A 22,304-nucleotide genomic window follows, 5' to 3' on the forward strand; every position below is an offset into this window, starting at 1 on the left:
TGCACCATTGCAAAGATTATCCGACCGAAAGCGATCCCCAATGGCCAGGGTGCCCCTGAAGCGGTGCAAAGCGCTAGCCGCAGCAAACCCGCCAGACAGCGCCCCCGTGAGGGCGGCCTGTCGACATTACCATCGATAGCTTACTTTCGCCGCGATTTGGCGGCCCGGGTTGTAGTAGTTCGCTGTGCCTGATCCAACCACATGTTGCTCATCAAGCAGGTTGTGGACATTGACGGCGACACTGATGTTGTTAATGAACTGGTAGCCAAGAGACGCGTCGAAGAGCGTCTCAGAATCGCTCCTGGAGGTATTGGCCGCATCAAAGTAATAGGAACCGGTGTGACGAGCACCGAGGCCAAAGCTCATTCCGGTATCCGGGAAAGTATAGTGCCCCCAGAGCGTAGCGGTATGGTTCGGAGCAATAGCGAAGTCGTTTCCTTCCAGTGAGGAACCATCCCGAAGCGTGCCACGGATCACCTCCGGTTCTATGTAGGAGTAACCCCCGGTCAGACTCAGGTTATCGGTGAGTTCGACTTTCGCTTCCAGATCAAGACCGCGCACACGGGATTCGCCAATGGTTTCGCGCTCGATGGTGCCGTTGTCCTGTACCACCGCAATGGTGACGTCGTCTTTGTTCAGCTCGTAAACCGCTGCCGAGAACAAGGCGTTCAGACCCGCGGGAGCATATTTCACGCCAATCTCGTGCTGCTCACCACGCTCCGGCTTGACGCCGATGGAGGGTGGGGCGACCGATTCCACATAGCTGACGTAAGTCGAAAACTCATCATTGACTTTATAGGTCAGGGCTCCACGTATCGACGTCTCCGAAAAGTCGTCGCTGTCATCGAACGCGGTGCCATAGGATGAGCCCTCGCTGGAAAGATCCATCGAGTCGTTGCGAACCCCGGCTGTGATAACGAATCGGTCATGGAAAGACAGATTCTGTGTCAGAAAGACGGACCGGGTGGTGTAATCCTGTTTGTTGACGCTGTAGATATCCAGATCACTCGGAGCCCCGGAATAAACCGGATTTGCAATATCGATTTGTTCCGCGTCCCCATAGAAGGAGCTATCGTCCGTCGAAGCGTCCCGATATTCGACGCCCAGCAAGGTGCTGCTGTCGATGTAATCGAAGCTGACATCGTATTGCAAGATAACGTTGCCGATCAGTTCATGCGCTTTGCTGTTGGTGCCGAAATAATCCCGATCCACTATCGTATCTGTTCGGGCGGCGGAATCCGTCAGATAGACATAACCAAAGTCGTCGGTCAGATCGCTGTAGCGCAGATTCCCTCGCAAGGTGAGTCCATTACTGAAGTCATGGGTGAGCTGTCCGGTCATGCTGGTACGCTCGACATCGTGATAGTTGAAATCCGGCTCCCCAAAGAAGTCGCTGCGATCGTATTCCCGGTCCAGCGGATAACCGCCACTATTGGGCGTGTTATCACGCTTCAGATAATCCAGAATCAATGTGGCCGAGGTAAAGGCGGTGGGCTCCCAGGTCAGCGCTCCCATGAAGAACTGATTGTTGTCCTTCGAATGATCGTATTCACGATCGGCATCCTGGAATTTGCCGGTGAAGCGATAGGCCAGTGTCTCGCCAGCATCCAGGGCATCCCCCACATCGATGCCGGCCTCTTTGTGGTTAAAGGAGCCATAACCCAGGTAACCTTCGCCAAAGCGGTAAAATTTCGGCCGTTTGCTCACGAAGTTGACCGAACCTCCGGGATCCGCCGGACCGAACAGGGTGGAGTTGGCCCCACGCAACACTTCAATGCGCTCGTAGGCGTAGGGTTCCTCGCGCACACCGCGCATCGACCCCAGTGTCATCCCGTCGCGGTAGGTAGTGGCCTGGAATCCCCGGATTTTGAAATAATCGTTACGGTCGTCAGTACCGTAGTAATCGGTGATGACCCCGGGCGTATATTGAAGGACTTCCTCGGTGGTACTGGCGTTGCGCTGCTCAATCTCTTTCTCCGTGATGACTGACACCGAGGCGGGAGTGTCGAGGATGCTGGTTGCTACCTTGCCCCCGACCCATAGCTCCCGGGCGACAATGGAATTGGCGTCATCATCCGGCGCTATTGCCTGTGTGTTGACGATAATGGGGGCGAGCCGATATACCGTTTCATCCTCGTTCCCACCGGCCTCCCGGGCGTTCCCGATCACGGGGACAATAGCCAGTGTCGTGCCGCATAGCAGGGCCGTCGTGGTCCATTGGCAGCGTAGTCGATTTGCTTTGCCCCGGGCTGCGCTGTTGCTGTCAGTCATTTTTGAACCCCAGAAGGTGAAGAACCCATGGCGTACCAAGAGAGCCAAACCGGCGCGTCATGGTTCTTTATCGAGAGGGGTAGGGATTATCGGTGGGGATCGCCCAACGGTCAATAATGATAACGCTTCTCACAATCATTAGCAGAACTAGACAAGAATCACCGGGTGGCATGATGCCATCTATAATTGGGTGTAATGTATGTTATGTTAAATACACAAGACGCCAGAACTTAGGTAAATACGCTTAAACTATACCCTAGTGTTTTCGCAGTACCTGGGGGACCCATGGAAGACTTCACCGAACTGGCCTTTGGCCTCGCACCACGCCAAATCGCGGATATCGTCGGCTGCTCACTCTCCACCGCACGGCGTTACCACCACAGCCGGACCGCACCAGACCACGTCCTTCGATTGCTGGCCATCCACCGCAATGGACACCTTCCTACCACGTGCCCAACATGGCGCGGCTGGCGCGTTCAAGGCAGTCACCTGATCGATCCGATGGGCTTGGAATACGCCGCCGACGACGTAACCGGCCTTTGGGTCTACCGCCAGCTTGCCGACGAATACCGGCGCATCCTCAGCCATCCCATCCAATACGCCCTGGAACTCTGACTTTGCTGTGCGGTCGAATACGCCCACAGGAGATCCAACAATGCGTGCCGACACCTATGTACGGGCCCGGATATCCACGGAAACCAAGGAACGCGCCACCGCCGCGCTGGAGCGCATGGGCCTCAGCGTTTCCGACGCGATTCGGCTGCTGATGCTGCGCGTGGCGGATGAAGAGCGCCTGCCCTTTGCCGTGACCGTGCCCAACAAAACCACACAGAACGCCATGCGGGAACTGGACGCCGGGAGAGGCAAGCGGTTCGATAGCGTCGACGAGCTTTTCGACGATCCAGGGCTTTGACGTGCTGACACCGATTCGATCCAGTCAGTTCAAGCGTGACGTGAAACGAGCACAGAAGCGGGGCAAGGACATGACCAAGCTCCGCGCCCTGCTGATGCTGCTCATCGAGGAAAGTTGCCATGGCCCGCTGGTTCACCAACCGCAACGATCTGGCCCCCAAATGGGTCTCGTTCCAGCACCCGGAGCCTTCAGACACCACGCCGTATTCCGCGTTTTTTAACTGCCCGGTACATTTCTCCCGGCCTGAAACCGCGGTCTGCGTTGATGGTTCTTACCTGTTTATCACCCTGCCCCACGCCAATCCCCAGCTTCGCCAGATGATGGACGATGTCTGCGCCGGCCTGGTAAAGCAACTGGGTACCGCGCTGGAACCTGGCTGGGTCGCACAGGCCCGCCAGTTGATATTGAAGTCCTTCAAAGCAGGGCTGCCGGATATTGGCACCGTTGCCGACGCTACCAACATGAGCGAAGAAGAGCTGAAATCCCAGCTGGCCCAACGTGGCACCAGCTTCCGGGGATTTGTTGATGAGTTGAGGCAGGCTCTGGCACTGGGCTATGTCAGAGACCCGAGCCTGAGTCTGGTTGATATCGCCTACCTGCTCGGGTTTTCAGAACAAAGCGCCTTCCAGAGGGCCTTCAAGCGCTGGACGGGGAAAACGCCGGGGGAATATCGCAAATTTTGAGTATCTGCCACGAAAGTCATAAAAGTATCAGTATGAGAGCCCCCATTCCCGACAAAAATCATCAAGCCAGCGCGAAACTCGCCGGGCCAGAGCTGGTGACACGGCCGTCTGGCCCCGGGGGCTGGTAATTAATAGGCGGTTGTTTCATTTCCTTGTGCCGGCCGCGTACAGCAGGGCATCGTCCAATCGGTCGTTGCCCCAGAACATGGCGTCACCAATCAGAAAGGTCGGCGCGCCAAACAATCCGCGGTCCAGAGCCTCCTGCGTTTGCTCTTTCAGGCGCTGTTTGTTGTGGTCGGATTGGGCTGCCTTCAGCAACGATTCCGCCGGCAGGCCCATCTCCGCCAGGATCCCTCCCACCTCTTTCTCGCTGTTGATATCCCGGTCACGCTGAAAGTTGTGGAGCATCACCTGCCGGTTGAACTCCGCGATCCATGGGGTCTCCGCCCCCAGCAGCGCCACCCGTGAGGAGAGCAGTCCGTTGCGGGGAAAGGTGGAGGGCCGGGACCATGGCAACCGGTATTTTTCGCACTGACGGAGCATGTCCTGCCACACATAACGCAGTTTTTCCCGCTGCGCCAGGAACGGCGATCCCTGCCATCCCAGCGCCTTGAATACGGGGCCGAGCAGGAACGGCTTCCAGGCGATGACGACGCCGTGCCGTTCCGCTTCCTCTTCCACCCGCATGATGCTCAGGTAACTGTAGTTACTGCCAAAGTCGTACCAGAACTCCATGACGGGAGCGACGTGTTTCGAAACCATAGCTGCTTCCTCTCCGGCGCAAGCCGTCAGTGATGAATTAACAATATGCGTAGTTCAATGCTGTGACGCGGCAATGCCCCGTCGGGCAGAGCTGGCGGATCAAAAGCGCCATGCGGCGTGAATCTGGCGGTGCCGCTCAGTTGGGTGTCAAACTGCTTGAAAATCAGTACCTCATCCGGCGTCATCGCCGGGTAGTAATACCACCGCTGGCGGGCGGTGTAGCGAGCCAGATAAATCTCGCCAGTGCGCTCCCGGTAGCGCACTTCCGCCGGGTTCAGGTCCAGCACCGAAAGGGTCGAGGCGTCACACAACGCCAGCGGCGCATCCAGAACCGGTCCTCTTAGCGGCCGCCACAGATTAACGATGGCATAGCGGCTGTGAGGTGACATGCGCTCCCCCTGGCGGGCCAGCACGGCGGCCACCCTGGCCCGCCCGGAGGCTTCGCTGTAGTCGTTATGCAGCCGGCCCACCGCCCCGGGGCGACTGCCGTCGCCATGCCGGCCGAAACCGGCGGTGACCTGTCCCGGCTCACGGCGCCGGACCTGATGATCGAACACCAGCGCACGGTCGGCGCCGGTGGCGCGCCGGGCCATTTCCGCCATCGGCGGATAGTAGCTCGCGCTGATCCAGGCATCATCGTCCACCCGATCGGGCACCGCGACTTCGGTTCGCAGTAATCGGAACCCCTGTCTGTCCAGCCCCGGTTCGAAGTCCGCGTGGCGCGCGTCCAGAATGGTCATGGCCCGGGTTTCATACTGGCCGGAGTCCTGGGGGGAGCCATCCTCCGGTGGATACATGTAGTGGCGGGGGCGTTTGGTGCCCGGCACATGAAAGCTGAGATGGGCTTGCATGGCCGCTTCCTGATGGGAAAAAGGCAATGAAAGAGAGTTCATGCGCTGTGTCTCCGTCTGGGGGATTCCCCATTCAAGAGCTCCGCGCGGTACCGCTCAAACGATCATTTTGCAGACAAGCCATGCGTTTTACTCATGGCTTGGTGTCGCCTGGGAAACCAACCACCGCGCCAGCGCCCGCACCGCGTCGGAGGGTGATGGCGACGCCTGGACCAGCCAGTGAGCGTACTTCTGGGCCGGGAGGTTGAACGAACGGCCCGGCGGCACGCCTTCGCCCAGATCAAACTCCCGCAACCGCCCCTCCCGGAGCAGATCCGCCACCAAAGCCCGCCGTCCCAGCGCCAGCCCCTGGCCATTCACCGCCGCCTGAATCAGCTGATCATACTGGTTGAAGCGCACCAGCCGGGCCGGGTGTAAATGGTTCAGCCCGGCGCTGCCGAGATGGGACGACCATTGCAGCCAGGGGTGGTCCGGGTCATCAAATTCCAGCAGCACCTGAGCGGCGAACACGTCCGGGTGATCCAGGGCGACGCCCTGCCAGTCCGGATGGCCCACCACGATGATCTCATCGCCGAACAGCTCGATCGCCCCTTCCGGGGCCGCCCGGCGCGCGCAATAGCGAATCGCCAGATCAACGCCCTCGGTATCCAGATCCACCACCCTGTTGTTGGCGGCCACACGCACATCCACTTCCGGGTGCCGGGCAATGAAGTCGCCCAGTCGGGGTAACAGCCACAACCCCACCACGCCCATGCTGGCGGTAATGGTGACCGGTTTGCGCTGTTCGCCGCCGCCAAGGGTCTCCACCAGTTCCTGCAGTTCCCGCATCATCGGATCCACCGACCGGAACAACCTCCGGCCCTCTTCGGTGAGCCTGACGCCGCGATATTCCCGAACCAGTAATTGACAACCCAGGCGGGCTTCCAGGGTCTGGATCTGACGGCTGACCGCCGATTGGGTCAGATGCAGATCCTCCGCGGCCGCGGTAATACTCATGCGCCGGGCGACGGCGACAAAGCCGCGCAGGGCGTCCATGGGCGGCAGACGATGAAGCGGGACAGCCATGAGTGACTCTCATGTGAGGCTTGAACCTAGAGAGTGCCGTCATCCGCCGGAGCTGTCGAGAGCGGTGGCAACCGGCAGGCGTCCACGGCGAAATCGATGAAATGCCGCAGCGCCGGCAGCCCCCTGCCGCTGGAACGGTAAAACAGATCCACTGTCATCGGCGGACGCTCCCATTCCGGCATCACGCGACACAGGCGCCCGGTCTCGATCTGGTCACACACCATGTAGTGGTGCAGCCAGGCCAGCCCCAATCCCTGCCGGACGGCGCTGATAATGGCGCCGGTATCATTGAGGCGCAGCGGTGATCGCATCATCAGCCGGCGTCCGTCGCGCAGGAAAGACTGCTGCTGGGGCCGCGTCAGGTGGGTGATAAGCCGATGATCGCCAAGCTGATCAGGCGTGCGCGGCACACCATGCCGCTCAAGATAATCCGGCGCGGCGCACAACCAGTAAGCGGTCCGGCCCAGCGAGCGCCGCACCAGACCGTTGCTGCCGGTCATCGACATGCCAAAGATCAGATCCACGTTTTCCTGTTCCATATCCGGGAATCGTTCGGCCAGTTCCAGTTCCAGATCGATGCCCGGATAACGGCCCAGGAACGCCCCCAACTTCGGGACCAATGCGTATTCGGCCAGCCAGCGCGCCGCTACCACCCGTAATACTCCGGACGGTTCGCCGCGTATCCGCGACAGGTATTCGCTTTCCGATGTCTCCAATAATCTCAGGGTACGGATGGCGTGATCACGAAACAGGACTCCCGCCGGAGTCAGCACCAGGCGTCGCGTGGTGCGTTCCAGCAATGTCGTCTCCAAAGATCGCTCCAGGGCGCTGATCTGCTTGCTGACCGCTGCCGCGGAAACGCTCAGGGCGCGGCCCGCCGCAGCGATGCTGCCACCGTCGCAGACAGCCAGAAAGGTTCGCATGTGATCAAGCCGTGCCCGCATCAGCCGTAACTCAACGTTAATAAAGGCTTCCATTAAAGCATATTCATTCAATGGCCCCGGAGCTTTAAGGTGCGCGCCTTTTCCCCAGGAGGCACCCACCATGTCCGTCCGCTCCACCACGCCGCCCATTGCCTTGATCGTCGCCCTGGTGGCGCTGCCGCAGATCGGCGAAACCATCTTTACCCCGGCGCTGGGCGATCTGGCCGGCGACCTCGGAGTCACCCGCAATCAGGCCCAAACCAGTTTGAGCGTGTTCTTTCTCGGATTTTCCCTGGGCGTCCTGGTATGGGGGCGCGTCAGCGATCTGCATGGGCGGCGCCCTGTCCTGTTGACGGCATTGGCGGTCTACTTGCTGGGATGCGCGCTGTGTCTGACGGCGGACGGCATGACCGCGTTACTGGCCGGTCGCGCGGTGCAGGCCTTCGGTGCCGCCGCCTGTTCGGTGGTGATCCAGGCGGTTTGCCGGGAGGCCTTCGCCGGCACCACCCGGCTGCGGGTATTCGCCGTCGTCGGCATGCTGATTCCGGTGTCCTCCGCGCTTGGTCCCCTGATCGGCGGTGCGGTCACCACGGTATGGGGATGGCGAGCCACCCTGGCGGTCCTGCTGGCGCTGGGTGGCCTACTCTGGCTGGCAAGCCAGCGACAGTGGCCCGAGACCCGCGCCGCCTCGGCGTCACTCTCCCGGCTGGCGCCGGTGGCCCGGCGCATGGCCACGGACCCGTTCATCTGGGGAATGGTGATGCTGATCGGCATCAGCAACGGCGTGCTGTTCAGCTATCATGGCGAGGCGCCACTGCTGTTGATCGACGGTTGGGGGCTTTCCCCCGCCGGCTACGGCGCCCTGGGCGCCGTGGCGGCCTGCGGCAGCATAGCCGGGGCCTGGCTGCTACGCGGATTGAGCAGCCGGAACTGGCGCAGCGAAACCTTGATTACACTGGGCCTGGCCGTGATCACAACGGCGTCCGCCGGCCTGGTTCTGTTGGCATCGCTGCCACCCACGCCGACCGGATTGGTGCTGTTTATCAGTTTCGCCGCCCTGCTGTTCGCCGGGATGACACTGGCCACCACCGTCTGCCTCCAGCGCGCTCTTGAACACTATCACGATGCGCTCGGCAGTGCCGGAGCCCTGCTGGGTTTGAGCTACTACACCTTGGTCGCCCTGGTGACACAGGGTATGGCATGGCTGCACGACGGCCACCGCGACACCTTCGCCTGCTATGCCCTGGGGCTGATGGTGCTGGCCCTGACCATTCATCTCAGCCTGGTGCGCCCGCGACTGCGGGCGCACTGAAGCCCCGACGATCCGACAATGGTGTCGCCAGTTCCCGCGCCATTGCACCGCTCATCGTCACCGCACCTGTCTCATCCACCCGCTATGCCGGTCCACTTCAATGCGCTGACCAGAGAGCCGTCGACGGTGACGATCTCCGCGATAATGGTGTCGTTGTCCTTATCCTTGACGTTGCCAACCTTGAGGCGCGGATTGCCTCGCCACTCCAGATGCCTGCCGATCAGAGTGCGCACATCATCCTCATCCAGGTCCTGGGACGGCGCCATTCTGCCGTACCCCATCCCCGGTCCGCCCATCATGCCCTGAGCATAGGGGCACGGGTACATCTCTGGCCTTGTTAAGCCGCAACCGCACCGGACAACATCATGCCGGTAACGGCCAGACTTCGGGAAAGGATGGCGGCGGAAACCCAATGCGTATTCCCGTTCATGGTGAACCTCCGACCTGTTGGACTTACATACGATCTCAGTAGCGAGCTCATTCAAAATAGTCCCGCCCGGGAGACCCACCGATGATCCAGGTCAATATCCCCCATCCTCGTGGAAACCGGTTTCCTCGCCCTGCGAGCGAGCCAAGCGGCAAGGCGCGGTTGGCCTGGATAGCTGAACTCCCGGGTCGAAAGGGCTATCCTGAAGTCCCCAACCTCATCCTGCCGGAGCTAGGAAGCATCGTGATCATCCATCCTCTCAGTGATCTGCATAACGAGCTGTATCGCCACGCCGAGCCGTCGGTGGCGATTCCCGATATCCCCGGAACCGACGCCGACCTGATCGTTCTCGCGGGTGATATCGACACCGGTGACCGTGGCGTGCAATGGGCCGTGGAACAGTCCGAAAAGCATGACAAGCCGGTCCTTTATGTGCCGGGGAACCACGAGTACTACCGACACGACATCCAGGACAATCTGGCCGCCATGCGCAAGCGGGCGGAAGGGACCCGGGTCCAGGTGTTGGACCAGGATCAGGCCGTGATCGGCGGCGTTCGTTTCCTCGGCTGCACCCTGTGGACCGATTATCTGGCCTACGACGGCGAAAGCCGGGATGAGCCAATGGCGATAGCCGCGCAGCGCATGCCCGATCACCAACTGATCACCATCGAGGGGGTGCCGTTTCTACCGGAACACGCGCTTGCCCTGCACCAGGCCGCCATTGAATGGCTGGATCGGCGCATCGCCGAGCCTTTTGATGGCCCCACCGTGGTAATCAGTCATCACGGCCCCGCCGGCGCCTGCTGCCACCCGGTCTTCTCTCCCGGACCTCTGGACGGTGCGTTCTTCTCCCGGCTTGAAGACCGTATCGGCCGGGTGGATCTATGGATCCACGGTCATACCCATCTGTCCCTGGATTTACCGGTGGGCGAAGGGCGCTTGATCTCCAATCAGTCCGGCTACCGTGGTGAAACCTCCGGGTTTGACTGGAACAAGACGGTCAGCGTACCAGCCTAACGGTGAAATATTTACTTTAATTTTTCATGGTAATTAATTGATTTAAAAAGAAATCTGAGATCAAAATCGCCCAGCGTGCAAAGCGCTGGTACTCGGCAACGGTTTGCGTTTACATGGATACAGGGCCGCGCCGGTCCGGCGGGCCTCGCCCTCAACGGGAGGAGAACCATGGCACGTAAGCCGTTGTTCCTGATCCTGCTTCTGGCGCTGGCCATGGCCGTGCTGATCGCCCTCCCCGTTTCCGCTCAATCGCCCTCCGCGCAACACTCCGCCGCATCCGCGTCACCACCTGATGTCCGCGTGATGGTCCTGGATGACGCCATCGGCCCGGCGGTCAGCGACTGGTTCGTGCGCGCGCTGGAAGACGCCAACGACGAGGCAGCGGCTTTGTTCGTGCTACAACTGAACACACCCGGCGGCCTGGATCACTCCATGCGCGCCATGATTCGCGCCCTTCTCGACTCGCGGGTGCCGGTGGCCATCCACGTTGCCCCTTCCGGCAGCCGTGCCGCAAGCGCCGGCACCTATCTACTCTACGCCGCCCATATCGCGGCCATGGCGCCGGCCACCAATCTTGGCGCGGCAACCCCCGTGGAGTTGGGCGGCGGCGCCCCGGCCCCCAAGCCCGCCGGCAGCGATGGCGAAGCTCAGAACACCGCGCCGGACAGCGCCACCGCCCTGCGCAATAAACAGGTCAACGACGCCGTGGCGTATATCCGCGGGCTGGCGGAACTGCGCGGGCGCAATGCCGACTGGGCCGAGCAAGCGGTACGCCAGGGCGCCAGCCTGCCCGCCGAGGAGGCGCTGGAACAGAACGTCATCGACCTGATCGCCGATGACCTGCCCGCCTTGTTATCGCGGTTGGAAGGCTGGGAAATCGAAATTCGCGGGCAGCGACACACCCTGACGCTGAGCGGCAGTCAGGTACGGAACATCGAGCAGGACTGGCGCACCGGCTTTCTGGCGATCATCACCAACCCCAGTGTCGCCTACCTGCTGTTATTGGTGGGCATCTACGGCCTGATCCTGGAGTTTTCCAGTCCCGGCGTCGGCGTGGCGGGCGTGCTTGGAGGCATTTGCCTGTTGGTGGCCGCCTACGCCTTGCATCTGTTGCCGGTGAGCTACGTTGGCCTGGCGTTGATTGTGCTGGGTATAGGGCTGATCGCGGCGGAAGCCCTGTCGCCCTCGTTCGGCGTGTTGGGTATCGGCGGCGTGGCCGCTTTCGTGATTGGCTCGGTGATGCTGATGGATACCGAACTGCCCGCGTTCCAGATCGCATTGCCCGTGATCGCCGCCGTCGGCACCGGATCCCTGCTTCTGGTCGGCGTCATTATCCGTCTGATCACCCGTTCCCGGCGGCAGGCTCTGGTCAGCGGCGCCGACACCCTGCTCGGTCAGTCGGCAGTGGCCATCCAGGATTTCGAAATGCTCGGCATGGTACACATCAATGGCGAGCTGTGGCGTGCCCGCACCGCCACTCCGGTGCGCAAAGGCCAACGACTGCGAGTCATCGGCCGGAATGGCCTGACCCTGAATGTGGAGGACGCATCATGACGACCTACTATTTCTGGATTTCACTGGCGGTCCTTTTGATCGCCTTTCTGCTCAGCGCCTTTCGAATTCTGCGCGAGTACGAACGCGGCGTGGTGTTCATGCTCGGCCGCTTCTACCGGGTCAAGGGACCCGGGCTGATCCTGATCATCCCCATCGTGCAGCAAATGGTGAAAGTGGACCTGCGTATCCGCGTGCTCGATGTGCCTACCCAGGACGTGATCTCCCGGGACAATGTTTCGGTGAAGGTCAACGCGGTGTTGTATTTCCGCGTGGTGGACGCACAGAAAGCGGTGATCAACGTGGAGGATTTTTTTGCCGCCACCAGCCAACTGTCACAGACCACGCTGCGATCGGTACTCGGCAAGCATGAACTGGATGAAATGCTGGCCTCCCGGGATGAACTGAACCGCGACATCCAGGAAATCCTGGACGACCAGACCGACTCCTGGGGCATCAAGGTCTCCAATGTGGAGATCAAGCATGTGGATCTGGATGAGGCCATGGTACGGGTGATCGCACGGCAGGCGGAAGCCGAACGGATTCGCCGCGCCAAGGTGATCCACGCCAACGGCGAAAAAGAGGCGGCCCAGGTGTTGCTGGAGGCGGCGCGCACGCTGTCGGAGCAGCCCCAGGCGCTGCAATTGCGCTATCTGCAAACCCTGACGGAAGTGGCCAACGATCGCTCCAGCACCATTGTCTTCCCGCTGCCCATGGATCTGTTGAAAGGGTTTTTGAAACCCGGAGAAACGGGCGGATAATACTTTTTATTATCGATATTCAAGGCATCCATTCCACCTGGGAATGGATGCCAATCCTGCTTTTCATTGGATTTCCCAGCGGCGTGACGGGAACATGCCCTCTTTGCGGATGGAGTTCCCATGACTCGTCGCGGTTTCTGGCAAGCCGGCCTGACTCTGGTGGCGATGGCCACTTTCGCCATGGCCTTCAAGGGCATTTTCGCCCGGCTGATCTATCAACACGGGGTCTCCGTGAACGCGCTGCTGATCTGGCGTTTTGCCCTGGCCGTGCCACTGTTCTGGCTGGGCGGCATGTGGCTGCTGCGTCGCAATCCCGCCCCGACGGGCAGCCTGGCGCCGAGGCAGTGGGGATTATGCGCCGGCACCGGATTGCTGTTCTTCATCAGCGCCTGGTGTGACTTCCATGCCATCGAAAGCCTGGGCGCCAGCCTGTCACGCATGGTGCTGTATCTGTTTCCGGCCATGGTCATGGTGTTGCAGGCAATCGAACACCGGCGCTGGCCCGAGGGCCGCTCCCTGCTGATCTTCGCCGGCGCCTGGGTCGGTATCGCACTGGTACTGATGCCCGGCTGGCACGGCGGTACGGTGAACCCGGCCGGCCTTGCTTACGGCTTCGGCGCGGCACTGTGCTACGCCCTGTTCTGGCGGGTCAGTCAATCGCTGATGAAGCCGCTGGGATCGGTGCGGTTCAACCAGCTTTCCAACAGCTTCACGCTGGTGGCGATGCTGGTATTCCTGTTGCCGGGCGTGCCGCTTGAGAGCTTGTGGCTGCCGGCACCGGCGCTTGGCTGGATGGTGGTCATGGTGGTGTTCTCCACCGTGATTCCGTTCTTCCTCATGTTCGAGGGCATTCGCCGCACCGATACCAGCCGGGCCGGCGTGGTGTCCATGTTCGGACCGGTGGTGACGGTATTGGCGGCTATAGCGGTGTTTCCGGATGAGCAGCTGGGGCCGGTGCAGTGGTTGGGCATGGCGCTGGTGCTGGCCAGCATCGCCATGCTGAAATCCGACAAGAAACCCAAACCGGCCTGAAGCCAGCCAGGCCCCTCCCTCCCGACGGAAAGAGGGGCTCCTGGAGGTTATTTGCTGAGGTGTTTCATGGCCCGCTCCAGCCCTTCCAGGGTCAACGGGTACATGTGGTCCTCGGTGAGCTGCTTGATCCACTGAGTGGACGTGGTCATCTCCCAGGCCCTTTGCGGTTCGGGGTTCAGCCACACCACCTTCTCGTAAGTGTCCTTGATGCGCTGGAACCAGACCGATCCCGGTTCTTCATTCCAATGCTCCACCGAACCGCCGGCGGAATTGATTTCATACGGGCTCATGGCGGCATCGCCGATGAAGATCACTTTGTAATCATTGCCGTATTTGTGCAGGACATCCCAGGTGGCGGTCTTCTCGTCCCAGCGGCGGCGGTTGTCCTTCCAGACGTACTCATAAACAAAGTTATGGAAGTAGAAATACTCCATGTGCTTGAACTCCAGCCGGGCGGCGGAGAACAGCTCCTCGCAGAGTTTGATGTAGGGATCCATGGAACCGCCCACGTCGAAGAACAGCAGTACCTTGGCACGGTTTTCCCGTTCCGGGCGCATCTTGATATCGAGCAGGCCAGCATTGCGGGCGGTGGAGGAAATAGTGTCGTCCAGATCCAGTTCTTCCTCCCGGCCGGTGCGGGCGAACTTGCGCAACCGACGCAACGCCAGCTTGATGTTGCGGATGCCCAGTTCCACCGAGTCATCCAGATTCCGGAACTCGCGTTTTTCCCAGACTTTCACCGCGCGCTTGTTACGGGACGGGCCGGTCATGCGAATCCCTTCCGGGTTTTCGCCGTAACCGCCGAACGGGCTGGTGCCACCGGTGCCAACCCACTTGTTGCCGCCCTGGTGACGTTTCTCCTGCTCTTCCAGACGCTTGCGCAGTTCCTCGAGAATTTTCTCCAGGCTGCCCAGCCCCTTGAGCTTTTCCCGCTCTTCCGGAGACAGGGTCTTTTCCAGTTGTTTGCGCAGCCATTCGTCTGGAATCACCCGATTGAGCCATTCCGGCTCAATGTTCTCGATCCCTTCGAAATAGCTGGTGAAGGCGCGGTCAAAACGATCGTAGTACTTCTCGTCCTTGACCATCACCGCCCGCGAGAGCATGTAGAAGTCCTCCACGGAGCCGAAGGCCACGTGGTGTTTGAGTGCATCGCACAGATCCAGCAGCTCCCGCAGGCTCACCGGCACCCGGTGAGTGCGCAGGTTTTCAAAGAAGCCAATCAGCATAGCAACCTCTGTGAACGGAATGAGCGTATCGGCGCGAGCCGCCGATCAGCGCTCGCGCCGGTTCATGAACGCCAGGCGTTCCAGCAGTTGAACGTCCGCTTCGTTCTTCACCAGGGCACCATACAGCGGCGGAATCGCCTTCTTGGTGTCGCGATTGCGCAGCACATCGTCGGGGATATCGTCAGCCAGCAGCAGCTTCAGCCAGTCGATCAGCTCGCTGGTGGACGGCTTTTTCTTCAGGCCCGGCACCTTGCGCAAATCGAAGAAGATTTCCAGCGCCTCGGAGACCAGCTCCTGTTTGATGTCCGGGAAGTGCACGTCCACGATTTTCATCATGGTCTGGGCATCGGGGAAATTGATGTAGTGGAAGAAACAACGGCGCAGGAACGCGTCCGGCAGTTCCTTCTCGTTGTTGGAGGTGATGATCACGATGGGCCGCTTGGCGGCGCGCACGGTTTCGCCCGTCTCATAGACGAAGAACTCCATGCGATCCAGTTCCTGCAACAGGTCGTTGGGGAACTCGATATCGGCCTTGTCGATCTCGTCGATCAGCAACACCACCTGCTCATCGGCGGCGAAGGCTTCCCACAGCTTGCCCTTCTTGATGTAGTTGGACACGTCCTCCACACCTTCGGCGCCAAGCTGGGAATCCCGCAGCCGGGATACCGCGTCGTACTCATACAGGCCTTGCTGGGCCTTGGTGGTGGACTTGATGTGCCAGGCCAGCAGTGGCTTACCCAGAGCTTCGGCCACCTGTTCGGCCAGCAAGGTTTTGCCGGTGCCGGGCTCCCCTTTGATCAGCAGGGGGCGCTGCAGCGCGATCGCGGCGTTCACCGCCATTTTCAGGTCGTCGGTGGCGACGTACTGGTCGGTACCCTGGAACTGCATGCAGGAATCTCCACATCGTTTCGGAAACATGGCCGGACACTCTAGCAATCCACGGACAGAGCGCATAGGGCCAGAACCGCCATGAAGCGGGAGGATTGTGTCATAATCCGCGACCATGAATCTGCTCCTCCTGCACCCGGAACAACATCTGCAAGGCCCGTTTTGGCGGCTCGACGCCCGCCAGGGCGAGCACGTGCGCCAGGTGCTGAAATTGAGCGAGGGGGATCAATGCCGTGCCGGCGTGCTCAACGGAGACATAGGTTCAGCCCGCCTGGAATCCATAAAAAACAATGAGATAACGATTTTTTTTAAAGTTATTTCTCCCCCTCCTCCCCCGCTTGATCTGAACCTGCTGCTGGCTCTGCCCCGCCCCAAGATGCTCAAGCGGCTGCTGGTGGACGCCGCCAGCCTGGGCATCAAACGGATCGTGTTGATCAACAGCTGGAAGGTGGACAAGAGCTACTGGCGCACCCCCAATCTGAAGGCCGACCTGCTGCGGGAAAAGCTGCTGCTGGGACTGGAGCAGGCGATGGACACCCGCTTGCCGGAGTTACGCCTGGCGCCGCGCTTCCGTCCTTTCGTGGAAGATGAGCTGGATGCCTGGGCCGGCCCCGGAGAACGGCTGCTGGCCCACCCCGGCGACCATGCGGACCTGCCCCATCAGCAGGAGGGACCGTTGACCCTGGCCATCGGCCCGGAAGGGGGCTGGACCCCGTTCGAGGTGGAACTGCTGGAAGCTCACGGGTTCCGTTGTCACCGCTTCGGCAGCCGCATTCTGCGCGTGGAGACCGCCCTGCCCGCCCTGGTGGGGAGTCTGATGCGCCTGCCCTGACAGAATCACAGTTTCGACTCAATACCCGGACTGCGAAGCCGCTGTGGGAAGCTTGCTTGCAAGCGAATGGCCAACGGGGGCATTCGCGGCCAAGGCCGCTTCCCACAGCGGCTTCGTAGCACGATCCGTGGGAGCCAACCTGCCGCGAATGGCGCGCCAGAGCTTGCAAGGCACCATATTCCTCGGTGCTCAGCGACGGTAAGGATTGCGCCTTGGCTTGCGCGGTGGCTTGTTACCGCCACGCTGATGACGCAATCGCGCCCGACCATAGAGCCCGGTGTACTTCTTGCCTTTCAGGTCCACTCTGTCCAGCAACGGTCGAATCTCTTCCTCGGTGAGTTCCTGCCAGCGCCCCATGCGCAAGCTGGACGGCAGCGTCAGGTCACCGAAGCGGATCCGCATCAACCGCGACACATCCAGGCCCTGGGACTGAAACAGGCGACGCACTTCGCGGTATTTACCGCCAGTGAGTGACACCTTGTACCAGCGGTTGGCGGCATCTTCGTTATGACCCGCTTCCTCGATGCTGTCGAACCTGGAGATACCGTCTTCCAGCATCACCCCTTCCAGCAACGCACCGCGCTGCTCGTCGGAGAGCTGGCCCCGGATACGCACCGCGTACTCGCGAACAAAGCCGTTGGACGGGTGCATCAGGCGGTGCGCCAGCTCTCCGTCGGTGGTGAACAGCATCAGGCCGGTGGTATTGATATCCAGCCGTCCCACCTGCACCCAGCGCATACCCTGCAGACGCGGCAGATTGTCAAACACCGTGGGCCGGCCTTCGGGATCATTTCGCGAGCACACCTCCCCCGCGGGCTTGTGATAAATGATCACGCGTCGAACAATCTCTTCTTCCGGCTTCACTCGAATGATCCTGCCATCCACTCTTAATGCATCTTCTGGCTCCACCCGGTCTCCCAGGGTCGCCACCTTGCCGTTCACGGAGACTCGCCCGTCGGCGATCCAGACCTCCAGCTCCCGGCGTGAACCCAGCCCTGCGCGGGCCAGCACCTTCTGTAACTTCTCACTCATTGGGCGAACGCTCTTCATCGGCCGTCATGTCGGCCGCCTCCTGCTCCGGTGGTTCCGGGTCCTGCTCATCGGGAGAAGCGCCCTCCTCTTCCGATGCACCCGAATCCGGCCGGCGGCGGAATTCCGCTTCAAAATTGGCGATCACCGAATCCACTTTTTCCATGCTCATCAGGGTGGATTCGTCGATCTCCGGCTCATCGTGCATATTCAATGCCAGCACGTTGGCGTTGTCCGGTCCGGCCTCGTCTCCGTCTTCCCCCTCCGCCACAGGCTCGTTCTCGGACGGCGCATCACTGAGCGCCAGCTCCTCGTTGAGCTTGTCGAGGTCACGGATCTCCGCCAATGGCGGCAGCTCGTCCAGACTCTTCAAATCGAAGTAATCGAGGAACTGGCGGGTAGTGGCGAACATCGCCGGCCGGCCCGGCACATCCCGGTGTCCGACCACGCGTACCCAGCCGCGTTCCATCAGGCTCTTAATAATATGAGAACTCACCGAAACGCCACGGATCTCTTCGATCTCGCCGCGGGTGATCGGCTGGCGGTAAGCCATCAACGCCAGCGTTTCCAATACCGCCCGGCTGTAGCGGGGCGGCTTTTCCTGCCACAGGCGGCTGACCCAGGGCCCCAGTTCGGTGCGCACCTGGAAACGGAAGCCGGTGGCGACTTCCTTCAGTTGAATGCCCCGCTCGGCATAATCCTCGCCCAGCGATTCCAGCAAGCGGCTCAGATCCGCCTTGCTGGGACAATCCTGTTCATCGAACAGCGTCAGCATGGTATCCCGGTCCAGCGGGCCGTCGGCGGCCAGAATCGCCGCTTCCAGAATGCTTTTGATCCGCTCCGGCGACAGTTCGCTCATGCCTCGCTCCCTTGTTCGGCGTCCGGGATGTCATCATCCAGTTCCAGTTGCGCGATCACATCAGACTCTTCCACCGTCACCGTTTTCGCCTTGATGTGGATTGGTGAAAACGGCGAGTTCTGGACCAGTTCCACCAGTGACACCTTGACCAGTTCCAGCACCGCCAGGAAAGTCACCACCACGCCCAGCTTGCTCTCCTCGGCGTCGAACAATTCCACGAAGGGTACGAATTCCCGCCCCTTCAGGCGATCCAGCACATTCGCCATGCGTTCGCGGGTGGACAGCTTTTCCCGCGACACCTGGTGGCTCTCAAACATGTCGGCCCGGTGCAGCACTTCCTTGAGCGCCAGTAGCAATTCGCGCATATCCACGTCCGGCTGCGACTTCTCACGTACATACTCCGGACGGCGGGCGGCGGCCAGATGGATATCGCGCTCCAGCCGGGGCAGCGCCTCGATATCTTCCGCCGCTTTCTTGAATCGCTCGTATTCCTGCAACCGGCGGATCAATTCGGCTCGGGGGTCCTCGCCTTCATCCTCGCCCTCACTGGCCGGGCGCGGCAACAGCGAGCGGGATTTGATCTCACCGAGCATCGCCGCCATCACCAGATATTCAGCGGCCAGCTCCAGATTAAGCGCCTTCATCAGCTCGACGTATTCCATGTACTGGCTGGTGATTTGCGCCACCGGAATGTCGAGGATGTCCAGGTTCTGCCGCTTGATCAGGTACAGCAACAAATCCAGCGGCCCCTCAAAAGCCTCCAGGAACACTTCCAAAGCGTCCGGCGGGATGTACAGATCATCCGGCAGCTTGGTGATCGCCTTGCCATAGATCAACCCAAAGGGCATCTCCGCCTGCTGCGGAGCAGGCGGTGGCATCAGCGGATTGTCCACTGGGTTCGGATTGTTCATCGCACCACGCTCATCGGCACATGGTCATCCAAGTTCGCTTCATCGTCGGTTGGTTCATCAACGCTTGATTCATCGATAGTGCAATCCCATCACAGCCCGCACCTCTTCCAGAGTGGCGCGGGCCTGTTCCCTGGCCTCTTCGCAGCCGTCGGAGAGAACCGACCGCACCAGGTCCGGATTACGCAAATGTTCTTCCGCCCGCTTACGGATCGGCTCCACTTCCTCCTGCACCGCCTCGATCACCGGCTTTTTGCAGTCCAGGCAGCCGATCCCCGCGCTGGTGCAGCCCTCGCGCACCCAATCGCGGGTGGCGTCGTCGCTGTAAACTTTATGAAACTCCCACACCGGACAATTATCCGGGTTCCCGGGGTCGCTGCGGCGCCCCCTGGCCGGGTCGGTGGGCATGCGCCGAATCTTGCTCTCCACTTCCCCGGGCTCCTCGCGCAGGCTGATGAAGTTGCCGTAGGACTTGGACATTTTCTGACCATCCAGGCCCGGCATGCGCGAAGCCGGAGTCAGTAGCGCCTGGGGCTCGGGCAGGATCACCTTGCCACCGCCTTCCAGGTCGCCGTAGAGCCGCTCCTTGTCACCCAGAGTAATGTTCTGCTGGTCCTGGACCAAGGCCCTGGCGGTTTCCAACGCCGACTCATCACCCTGTTCCTGATACTGACGGCGGTGATTCAAGTAGATGCGGGACTGCTTCTTGCCCATCTTCTTGATCGCCGCGGCCACCGCCTCCTCGAACCCAGGCTCACGGCCATAGAGGTGGTTGAAGCGGCGCGCCACTTCCCGAGTCAGCTCCACATGGGCCACCTGATCGGCCCCCACCGGCACCTGCCCGGCCCGATAAATCAGAATATCCGCGGCCTGCAGCAGGGGGTAACCGAGGAAGCCGTAGGTGCTCAGATCCTTTTCCCTGAGCTTTTCCTGCTGGTCCTTGTAGGTCGGCACCCGCTCCAGCCAGGACAGCGGCGTGATCATCGACAGCAGCAGGTGAAGCTCCGCGTGCTCCGGCACCTGGCTCTGTACGAACAGCGTGGCGGAACCCGGGTTGACACCGGCGGCCAGCCAATCCACTACCAGATCCCAGGTGTGCTGCTCGATGCTACCCGGATTTTCATATTCGGTGGTCAGGCCATGCCAGTCCGCGACGAAAAAGAAACACTCGTACTCGTGCTGCAGACGTGCCCAGTTCTTCAGTACCCCATGATAGTGACCCAGGTGCAGACGGCCGGTGGCGCGCATGCCGGAAACCACTCGTTGGGCGGGAACCACGGAACTCAAAACCGACTCCTGTCGTATAGGCGTGAAAGCCAGCGATTATAAGGCGAAGAAGGTGCCCAGGGACAGGGTGCACGGATTGTGTACCCCGCCGGGTTCAGAAAATGGCGTCCAGCGGCCCGGCCCCTTCACGGATCACTTCCGGCCCGCTGCCATCAACCAGAGAGATTACCGTGGTTTCGGTAATACCGCAGAAGCCGCCGTCGATCACCAGATCCACCTGGTTATTGAGGAAGTCACGAACATCCTGAGGGTCGGTGAGCGGAAATTCATCGTCCGGCAAATGGGCGGTACTGGTCATGATCGGCTCACCGTATTCCGCCAACAGCGCCTGGCAGATCGGATGGTCCGGCACCCGGATGCCGATGGTGCGCTTCTTCGGATGCATCAGCCGCCGTGGCACCTCACTGGTGCCCTGAAGGATAAAGGTGTAGGCGCCCGGCGTGTGCGCCTTGAGCAAACGATAGTCCGGGTTGTCCACCTTGGCGTACAGCGCCAGCACCGACAGGTCCGGACACAACAGAGTGAACTGGTGTTTATCGTCCAGTCGGCGGATGCGAATCAGCCTGTCCAGCGCCGCCTTCTCTCCAATGCCACACCCCAGTGCGTAGGTGGTGTCAGTGGGATAGGCAATCAGCCCGCCCTGGCGCAGCACCTTGGCGGCTTCGCTGATCAGGCGCGGTTGCGGATCTTCCGGGTGAATGTGCAGTACGGTGGTCATGGGCGCGGATTGTCCGCCGCTTGGCGCGCCGACGCAAGGTCCCGGGCCGCCCATACCGGGACCGCGTCCTTCGGGTATGGCGGCAACCCGCCCAGCCGCAGCCATTTCTGCTCCGGGGAATGAAAATCGCTGCCACCGGACACCGCCAGGCTGAAGTGACGCCAGCATTCTTCAAGCAGCGCGCCTTGCGCCGGCGTCAGCCCCGGCATCAACGCCTCCAGCGCCAGCCCACCGGCATCACGGAAGGCGCCGACCAGCTGCCGCAGACGTTTGCGGGTCATGTTGTAAGCCTGCGGATGGGCCAGCACCGGCACCGCGCCGGCGGCCAGCAAATCCGCCACGCCCTGCTCCAGCGTGCACCAGGGCGTGGAAACGTAAGCGGACTGGCCTTTCTTGAGAAAGCGGTTGAAGGCGTGCTGGTTGTCCCGGGCCTTGCCTTCGCTGATCAGCATGCGCGCGAACCAGGGCCGGCCGGGAGCATCACTGTCCGCCAGGGCGCAGGCCTTGTCATAGCTGCCGGTCAGTCCGGCGGCACGGTCAAGGCGGGCACCGATACGGCGGGCGCGCTCACGGCGAGCGTCCATCTGGCTGGCCACCCGGGCCTTGAGCACGGGATTGTCCTCATCGAGCCACAGTCCGACCACATGGATTTCGCGGTTGTCCCACTGCACCGACAATTCAATACCCGGCACCAGCTCCAACCCCACTTCCGCGGCCCGGGCGCGCGCCTCCGGCAGGCCGGCCAGGGTATCGTGATCGGTCAGCGCCAGCGCATCCACACCGTACTCCGCCGCCCGCGACACCAGCTCCGCCGGAGTAAGCTGGCCATCGGAGGCACGGCTGTGGGAATGAAAATCCGGACACTGGTACATTAGCCCTCCAGACGGGCGCTCATGGTGGTGGCACACTATCATAACCGCCGACCGATCCCCATCCCGGGCAACGGCGGGTGATTTGTACCGCGCTTCCCGATAACATGCGTCCTCCGG

The 22,304-nt window shown here is 61.2% G+C and carries 23 protein-coding genes; 9 read left to right on the forward strand and 14 right to left on the reverse strand.

Annotated features, from left to right (window positions below; genetic code table 11):
* Positions 1–126 precede the first annotated feature (126 nt).
* On the reverse strand, positions 127–2,271 hold the full coding sequence (locus E0L37_RS05975) for a TonB-dependent siderophore receptor (protein ID WP_133490860.1): 2,145 nt from the start codon (positions 2,269–2,271) through the stop codon (positions 127–129).
* A 285-nt stretch (positions 2,272–2,556) separates the two neighbouring features.
* Between E0L37_RS05975 and E0L37_RS05980 the strand changes: the two genes are divergently transcribed.
* From E0L37_RS05980 to E0L37_RS05995, 3 genes are all read left to right on the forward strand, one after another.
* Positions 2,557–2,886, forward strand: a complete 330-nt coding sequence (locus tag E0L37_RS05980) for a DUF3653 domain-containing protein (RefSeq protein WP_133490861.1) — start codon at positions 2,557–2,559, stop codon at positions 2,884–2,886.
* Positions 2,887–2,926: 40 nt separating this feature from the next.
* Entirely contained in the window at positions 2,927–3,184 is a 258-nt protein-coding gene (locus E0L37_RS05985) for a type II toxin-antitoxin system RelB/DinJ family antitoxin (protein WP_133490862.1), read from the forward strand.
* A 119-nt stretch (positions 3,185–3,303) separates the two neighbouring features.
* Entirely contained in the window at positions 3,304–3,867 is a 564-nt protein-coding gene (locus E0L37_RS05995; protein ID WP_133490863.1) for an AraC family transcriptional regulator, read from the forward strand.
* Between the two features lie 144 nt (positions 3,868–4,011).
* On the opposite strand, the gene E0L37_RS06000 is transcribed toward E0L37_RS05995, so the two are convergent.
* The 4 genes from E0L37_RS06000 to E0L37_RS06015 form a co-directional block, all read right to left on the reverse strand.
* Positions 4,012–4,629, reverse strand: a complete 618-nt coding sequence (locus tag E0L37_RS06000) for a 2-hydroxychromene-2-carboxylate isomerase (RefSeq protein WP_133490864.1) — start codon at positions 4,627–4,629, stop codon at positions 4,012–4,014.
* A 26-nt stretch (positions 4,630–4,655) separates the two neighbouring features.
* Positions 4,656–5,522, reverse strand: coding sequence for a CmcJ/NvfI family oxidoreductase (locus E0L37_RS06005; RefSeq protein ID WP_201303732.1), 867 nt, complete (start codon positions 5,520–5,522; stop codon positions 4,656–4,658).
* 87 nt (positions 5,523–5,609) lie between these two features.
* Positions 5,610–6,545, reverse strand: a complete 936-nt coding sequence (locus E0L37_RS06010; protein ID WP_133490865.1) for a LysR substrate-binding domain-containing protein — start codon at positions 6,543–6,545, stop codon at positions 5,610–5,612.
* Between the two features lie 26 nt (positions 6,546–6,571).
* The gene (locus tag E0L37_RS06015) at positions 6,572–7,522 is read right to left on the reverse strand and encodes a LysR family transcriptional regulator (RefSeq protein ID WP_159660439.1); all 951 of its coding nucleotides are present in this window, start codon (positions 7,520–7,522) and stop codon (positions 6,572–6,574) included.
* Between the two features lie 67 nt (positions 7,523–7,589).
* On the opposite strand from E0L37_RS06015, the gene E0L37_RS06020 reads away from it, so the two are divergent.
* Positions 7,590–8,780, forward strand: coding sequence for a multidrug effflux MFS transporter (locus E0L37_RS06020; protein WP_133490867.1), 1,191 nt, complete (start codon positions 7,590–7,592; stop codon positions 8,778–8,780).
* Between the two features lie 71 nt (positions 8,781–8,851).
* Here E0L37_RS06020 and E0L37_RS06025 read toward each other — a convergent pair whose 3' ends face one another.
* Entirely contained in the window at positions 8,852–9,061 is a 210-nt protein-coding gene (locus E0L37_RS06025; protein WP_133490868.1) for a hypothetical protein, read from the reverse strand.
* Positions 9,062–9,450: 389 nt separating this feature from the next.
* Here E0L37_RS06025 and E0L37_RS06030 point away from each other — a divergent pair, with 389 nt between their 5' ends.
* The 4 genes from E0L37_RS06030 (at position 9,451) to E0L37_RS06045 (ending at position 13,568) form a co-directional block, all read left to right on the forward strand.
* The gene (locus E0L37_RS06030) at positions 9,451–10,224 is read left to right on the forward strand and encodes a metallophosphoesterase (RefSeq protein ID WP_159660436.1); all 774 of its coding nucleotides are present in this window, start codon (positions 9,451–9,453) and stop codon (positions 10,222–10,224) included.
* Between the two features lie 168 nt (positions 10,225–10,392).
* Complete coding sequence (locus tag E0L37_RS06035) at positions 10,393–11,778, forward strand: nodulation protein NfeD (protein WP_133490870.1); 1,386 nt, start codon at positions 10,393–10,395, stop codon at positions 11,776–11,778.
* Positions 11,775–12,536, forward strand: coding sequence for a slipin family protein (locus tag E0L37_RS06040; RefSeq protein ID WP_133490871.1), 762 nt, complete (start codon positions 11,775–11,777; stop codon positions 12,534–12,536). Before E0L37_RS06035 ends, E0L37_RS06040 begins: the two co-directional genes overlap by 4 nt.
* Before the next feature lie 120 nt (positions 12,537–12,656).
* Entirely contained in the window at positions 12,657–13,568 is a 912-nt protein-coding gene (locus E0L37_RS06045) for a DMT family transporter (protein WP_133490872.1), read from the forward strand.
* A gap of 47 nt (positions 13,569–13,615) precedes the next feature.
* Here E0L37_RS06045 and E0L37_RS06050 read toward each other — a convergent pair whose 3' ends face one another.
* Both E0L37_RS06050 and E0L37_RS06055 read right to left on the reverse strand, forming a co-directional pair.
* Positions 13,616–14,794 carry a VWA domain-containing protein gene (locus E0L37_RS06050; RefSeq protein WP_133490873.1) on the reverse strand — a complete coding sequence of 393 codons (1,179 nt, stop codon included), beginning with the start codon at positions 14,792–14,794 and terminating at the stop codon, positions 13,616–13,618.
* Between the two features lie 45 nt (positions 14,795–14,839).
* Complete coding sequence (locus E0L37_RS06055; RefSeq protein ID WP_022995030.1) at positions 14,840–15,682, reverse strand: MoxR family ATPase; 843 nt, start codon at positions 15,680–15,682, stop codon at positions 14,840–14,842.
* A 115-nt stretch (positions 15,683–15,797) separates the two neighbouring features.
* On the opposite strand from E0L37_RS06055, the gene E0L37_RS06060 reads away from it, so the two are divergent.
* Positions 15,798–16,514, forward strand: a complete 717-nt coding sequence (locus E0L37_RS06060) for a 16S rRNA (uracil(1498)-N(3))-methyltransferase (RefSeq protein WP_133490874.1) — start codon at positions 15,798–15,800, stop codon at positions 16,512–16,514.
* Between the two features lie 189 nt (positions 16,515–16,703).
* Here E0L37_RS06060 and rluB read toward each other — a convergent pair whose 3' ends face one another.
* The 6 genes from rluB to E0L37_RS06090 all read right to left on the reverse strand — a co-directional run bounded on the left by rluB (position 16,704) and on the right by E0L37_RS06090 (position 22,187).
* Positions 16,704–17,546, reverse strand: a complete 843-nt coding sequence (gene rluB, locus E0L37_RS06065; RefSeq protein ID WP_133490875.1) for a 23S rRNA pseudouridine(2605) synthase RluB — start codon at positions 17,544–17,546, stop codon at positions 16,704–16,706.
* Complete coding sequence (gene scpB / locus E0L37_RS06070) at positions 17,539–18,402, reverse strand: SMC-Scp complex subunit ScpB (RefSeq protein ID WP_133490876.1); 864 nt, start codon at positions 18,400–18,402, stop codon at positions 17,539–17,541. The genes rluB and scpB overlap by 8 nt, the downstream gene beginning before the upstream one ends.
* Positions 18,399–19,313 (reverse strand): ScpA family protein, encoded by a 915-nt coding sequence (locus E0L37_RS06075; RefSeq protein ID WP_133490877.1) that lies wholly within the window; start codon positions 19,311–19,313, stop codon positions 18,399–18,401. The genes scpB and E0L37_RS06075 overlap by 4 nt, the downstream gene beginning before the upstream one ends.
* Positions 19,314–19,382: 69 nt before the next feature.
* Positions 19,383–20,597 (reverse strand): tryptophan--tRNA ligase, encoded by a 1,215-nt coding sequence (locus tag E0L37_RS06080; RefSeq protein ID WP_133490878.1) that lies wholly within the window; start codon positions 20,595–20,597, stop codon positions 19,383–19,385.
* Positions 20,598–20,691: 94 nt separating this feature from the next.
* Entirely contained in the window at positions 20,692–21,315 is a 624-nt protein-coding gene (locus tag E0L37_RS06085; protein WP_133490879.1) for an L-threonylcarbamoyladenylate synthase, read from the reverse strand.
* Positions 21,312–22,187, reverse strand: a complete 876-nt coding sequence (locus tag E0L37_RS06090; RefSeq protein ID WP_133490880.1) for a PHP domain-containing protein — start codon at positions 22,185–22,187, stop codon at positions 21,312–21,314. Before E0L37_RS06090 ends, E0L37_RS06085 begins: the two co-directional genes overlap by 4 nt.
* Positions 22,188–22,304 lie beyond the last annotated feature (117 nt).

It is taken from the genome of Alcanivorax sp. 24 (assembly GCF_004360225.1).
Taxonomy (GTDB): Bacteria; Pseudomonadota; Gammaproteobacteria; order Pseudomonadales; family Alcanivoracaceae; genus Alloalcanivorax; species Alloalcanivorax xiamenensis.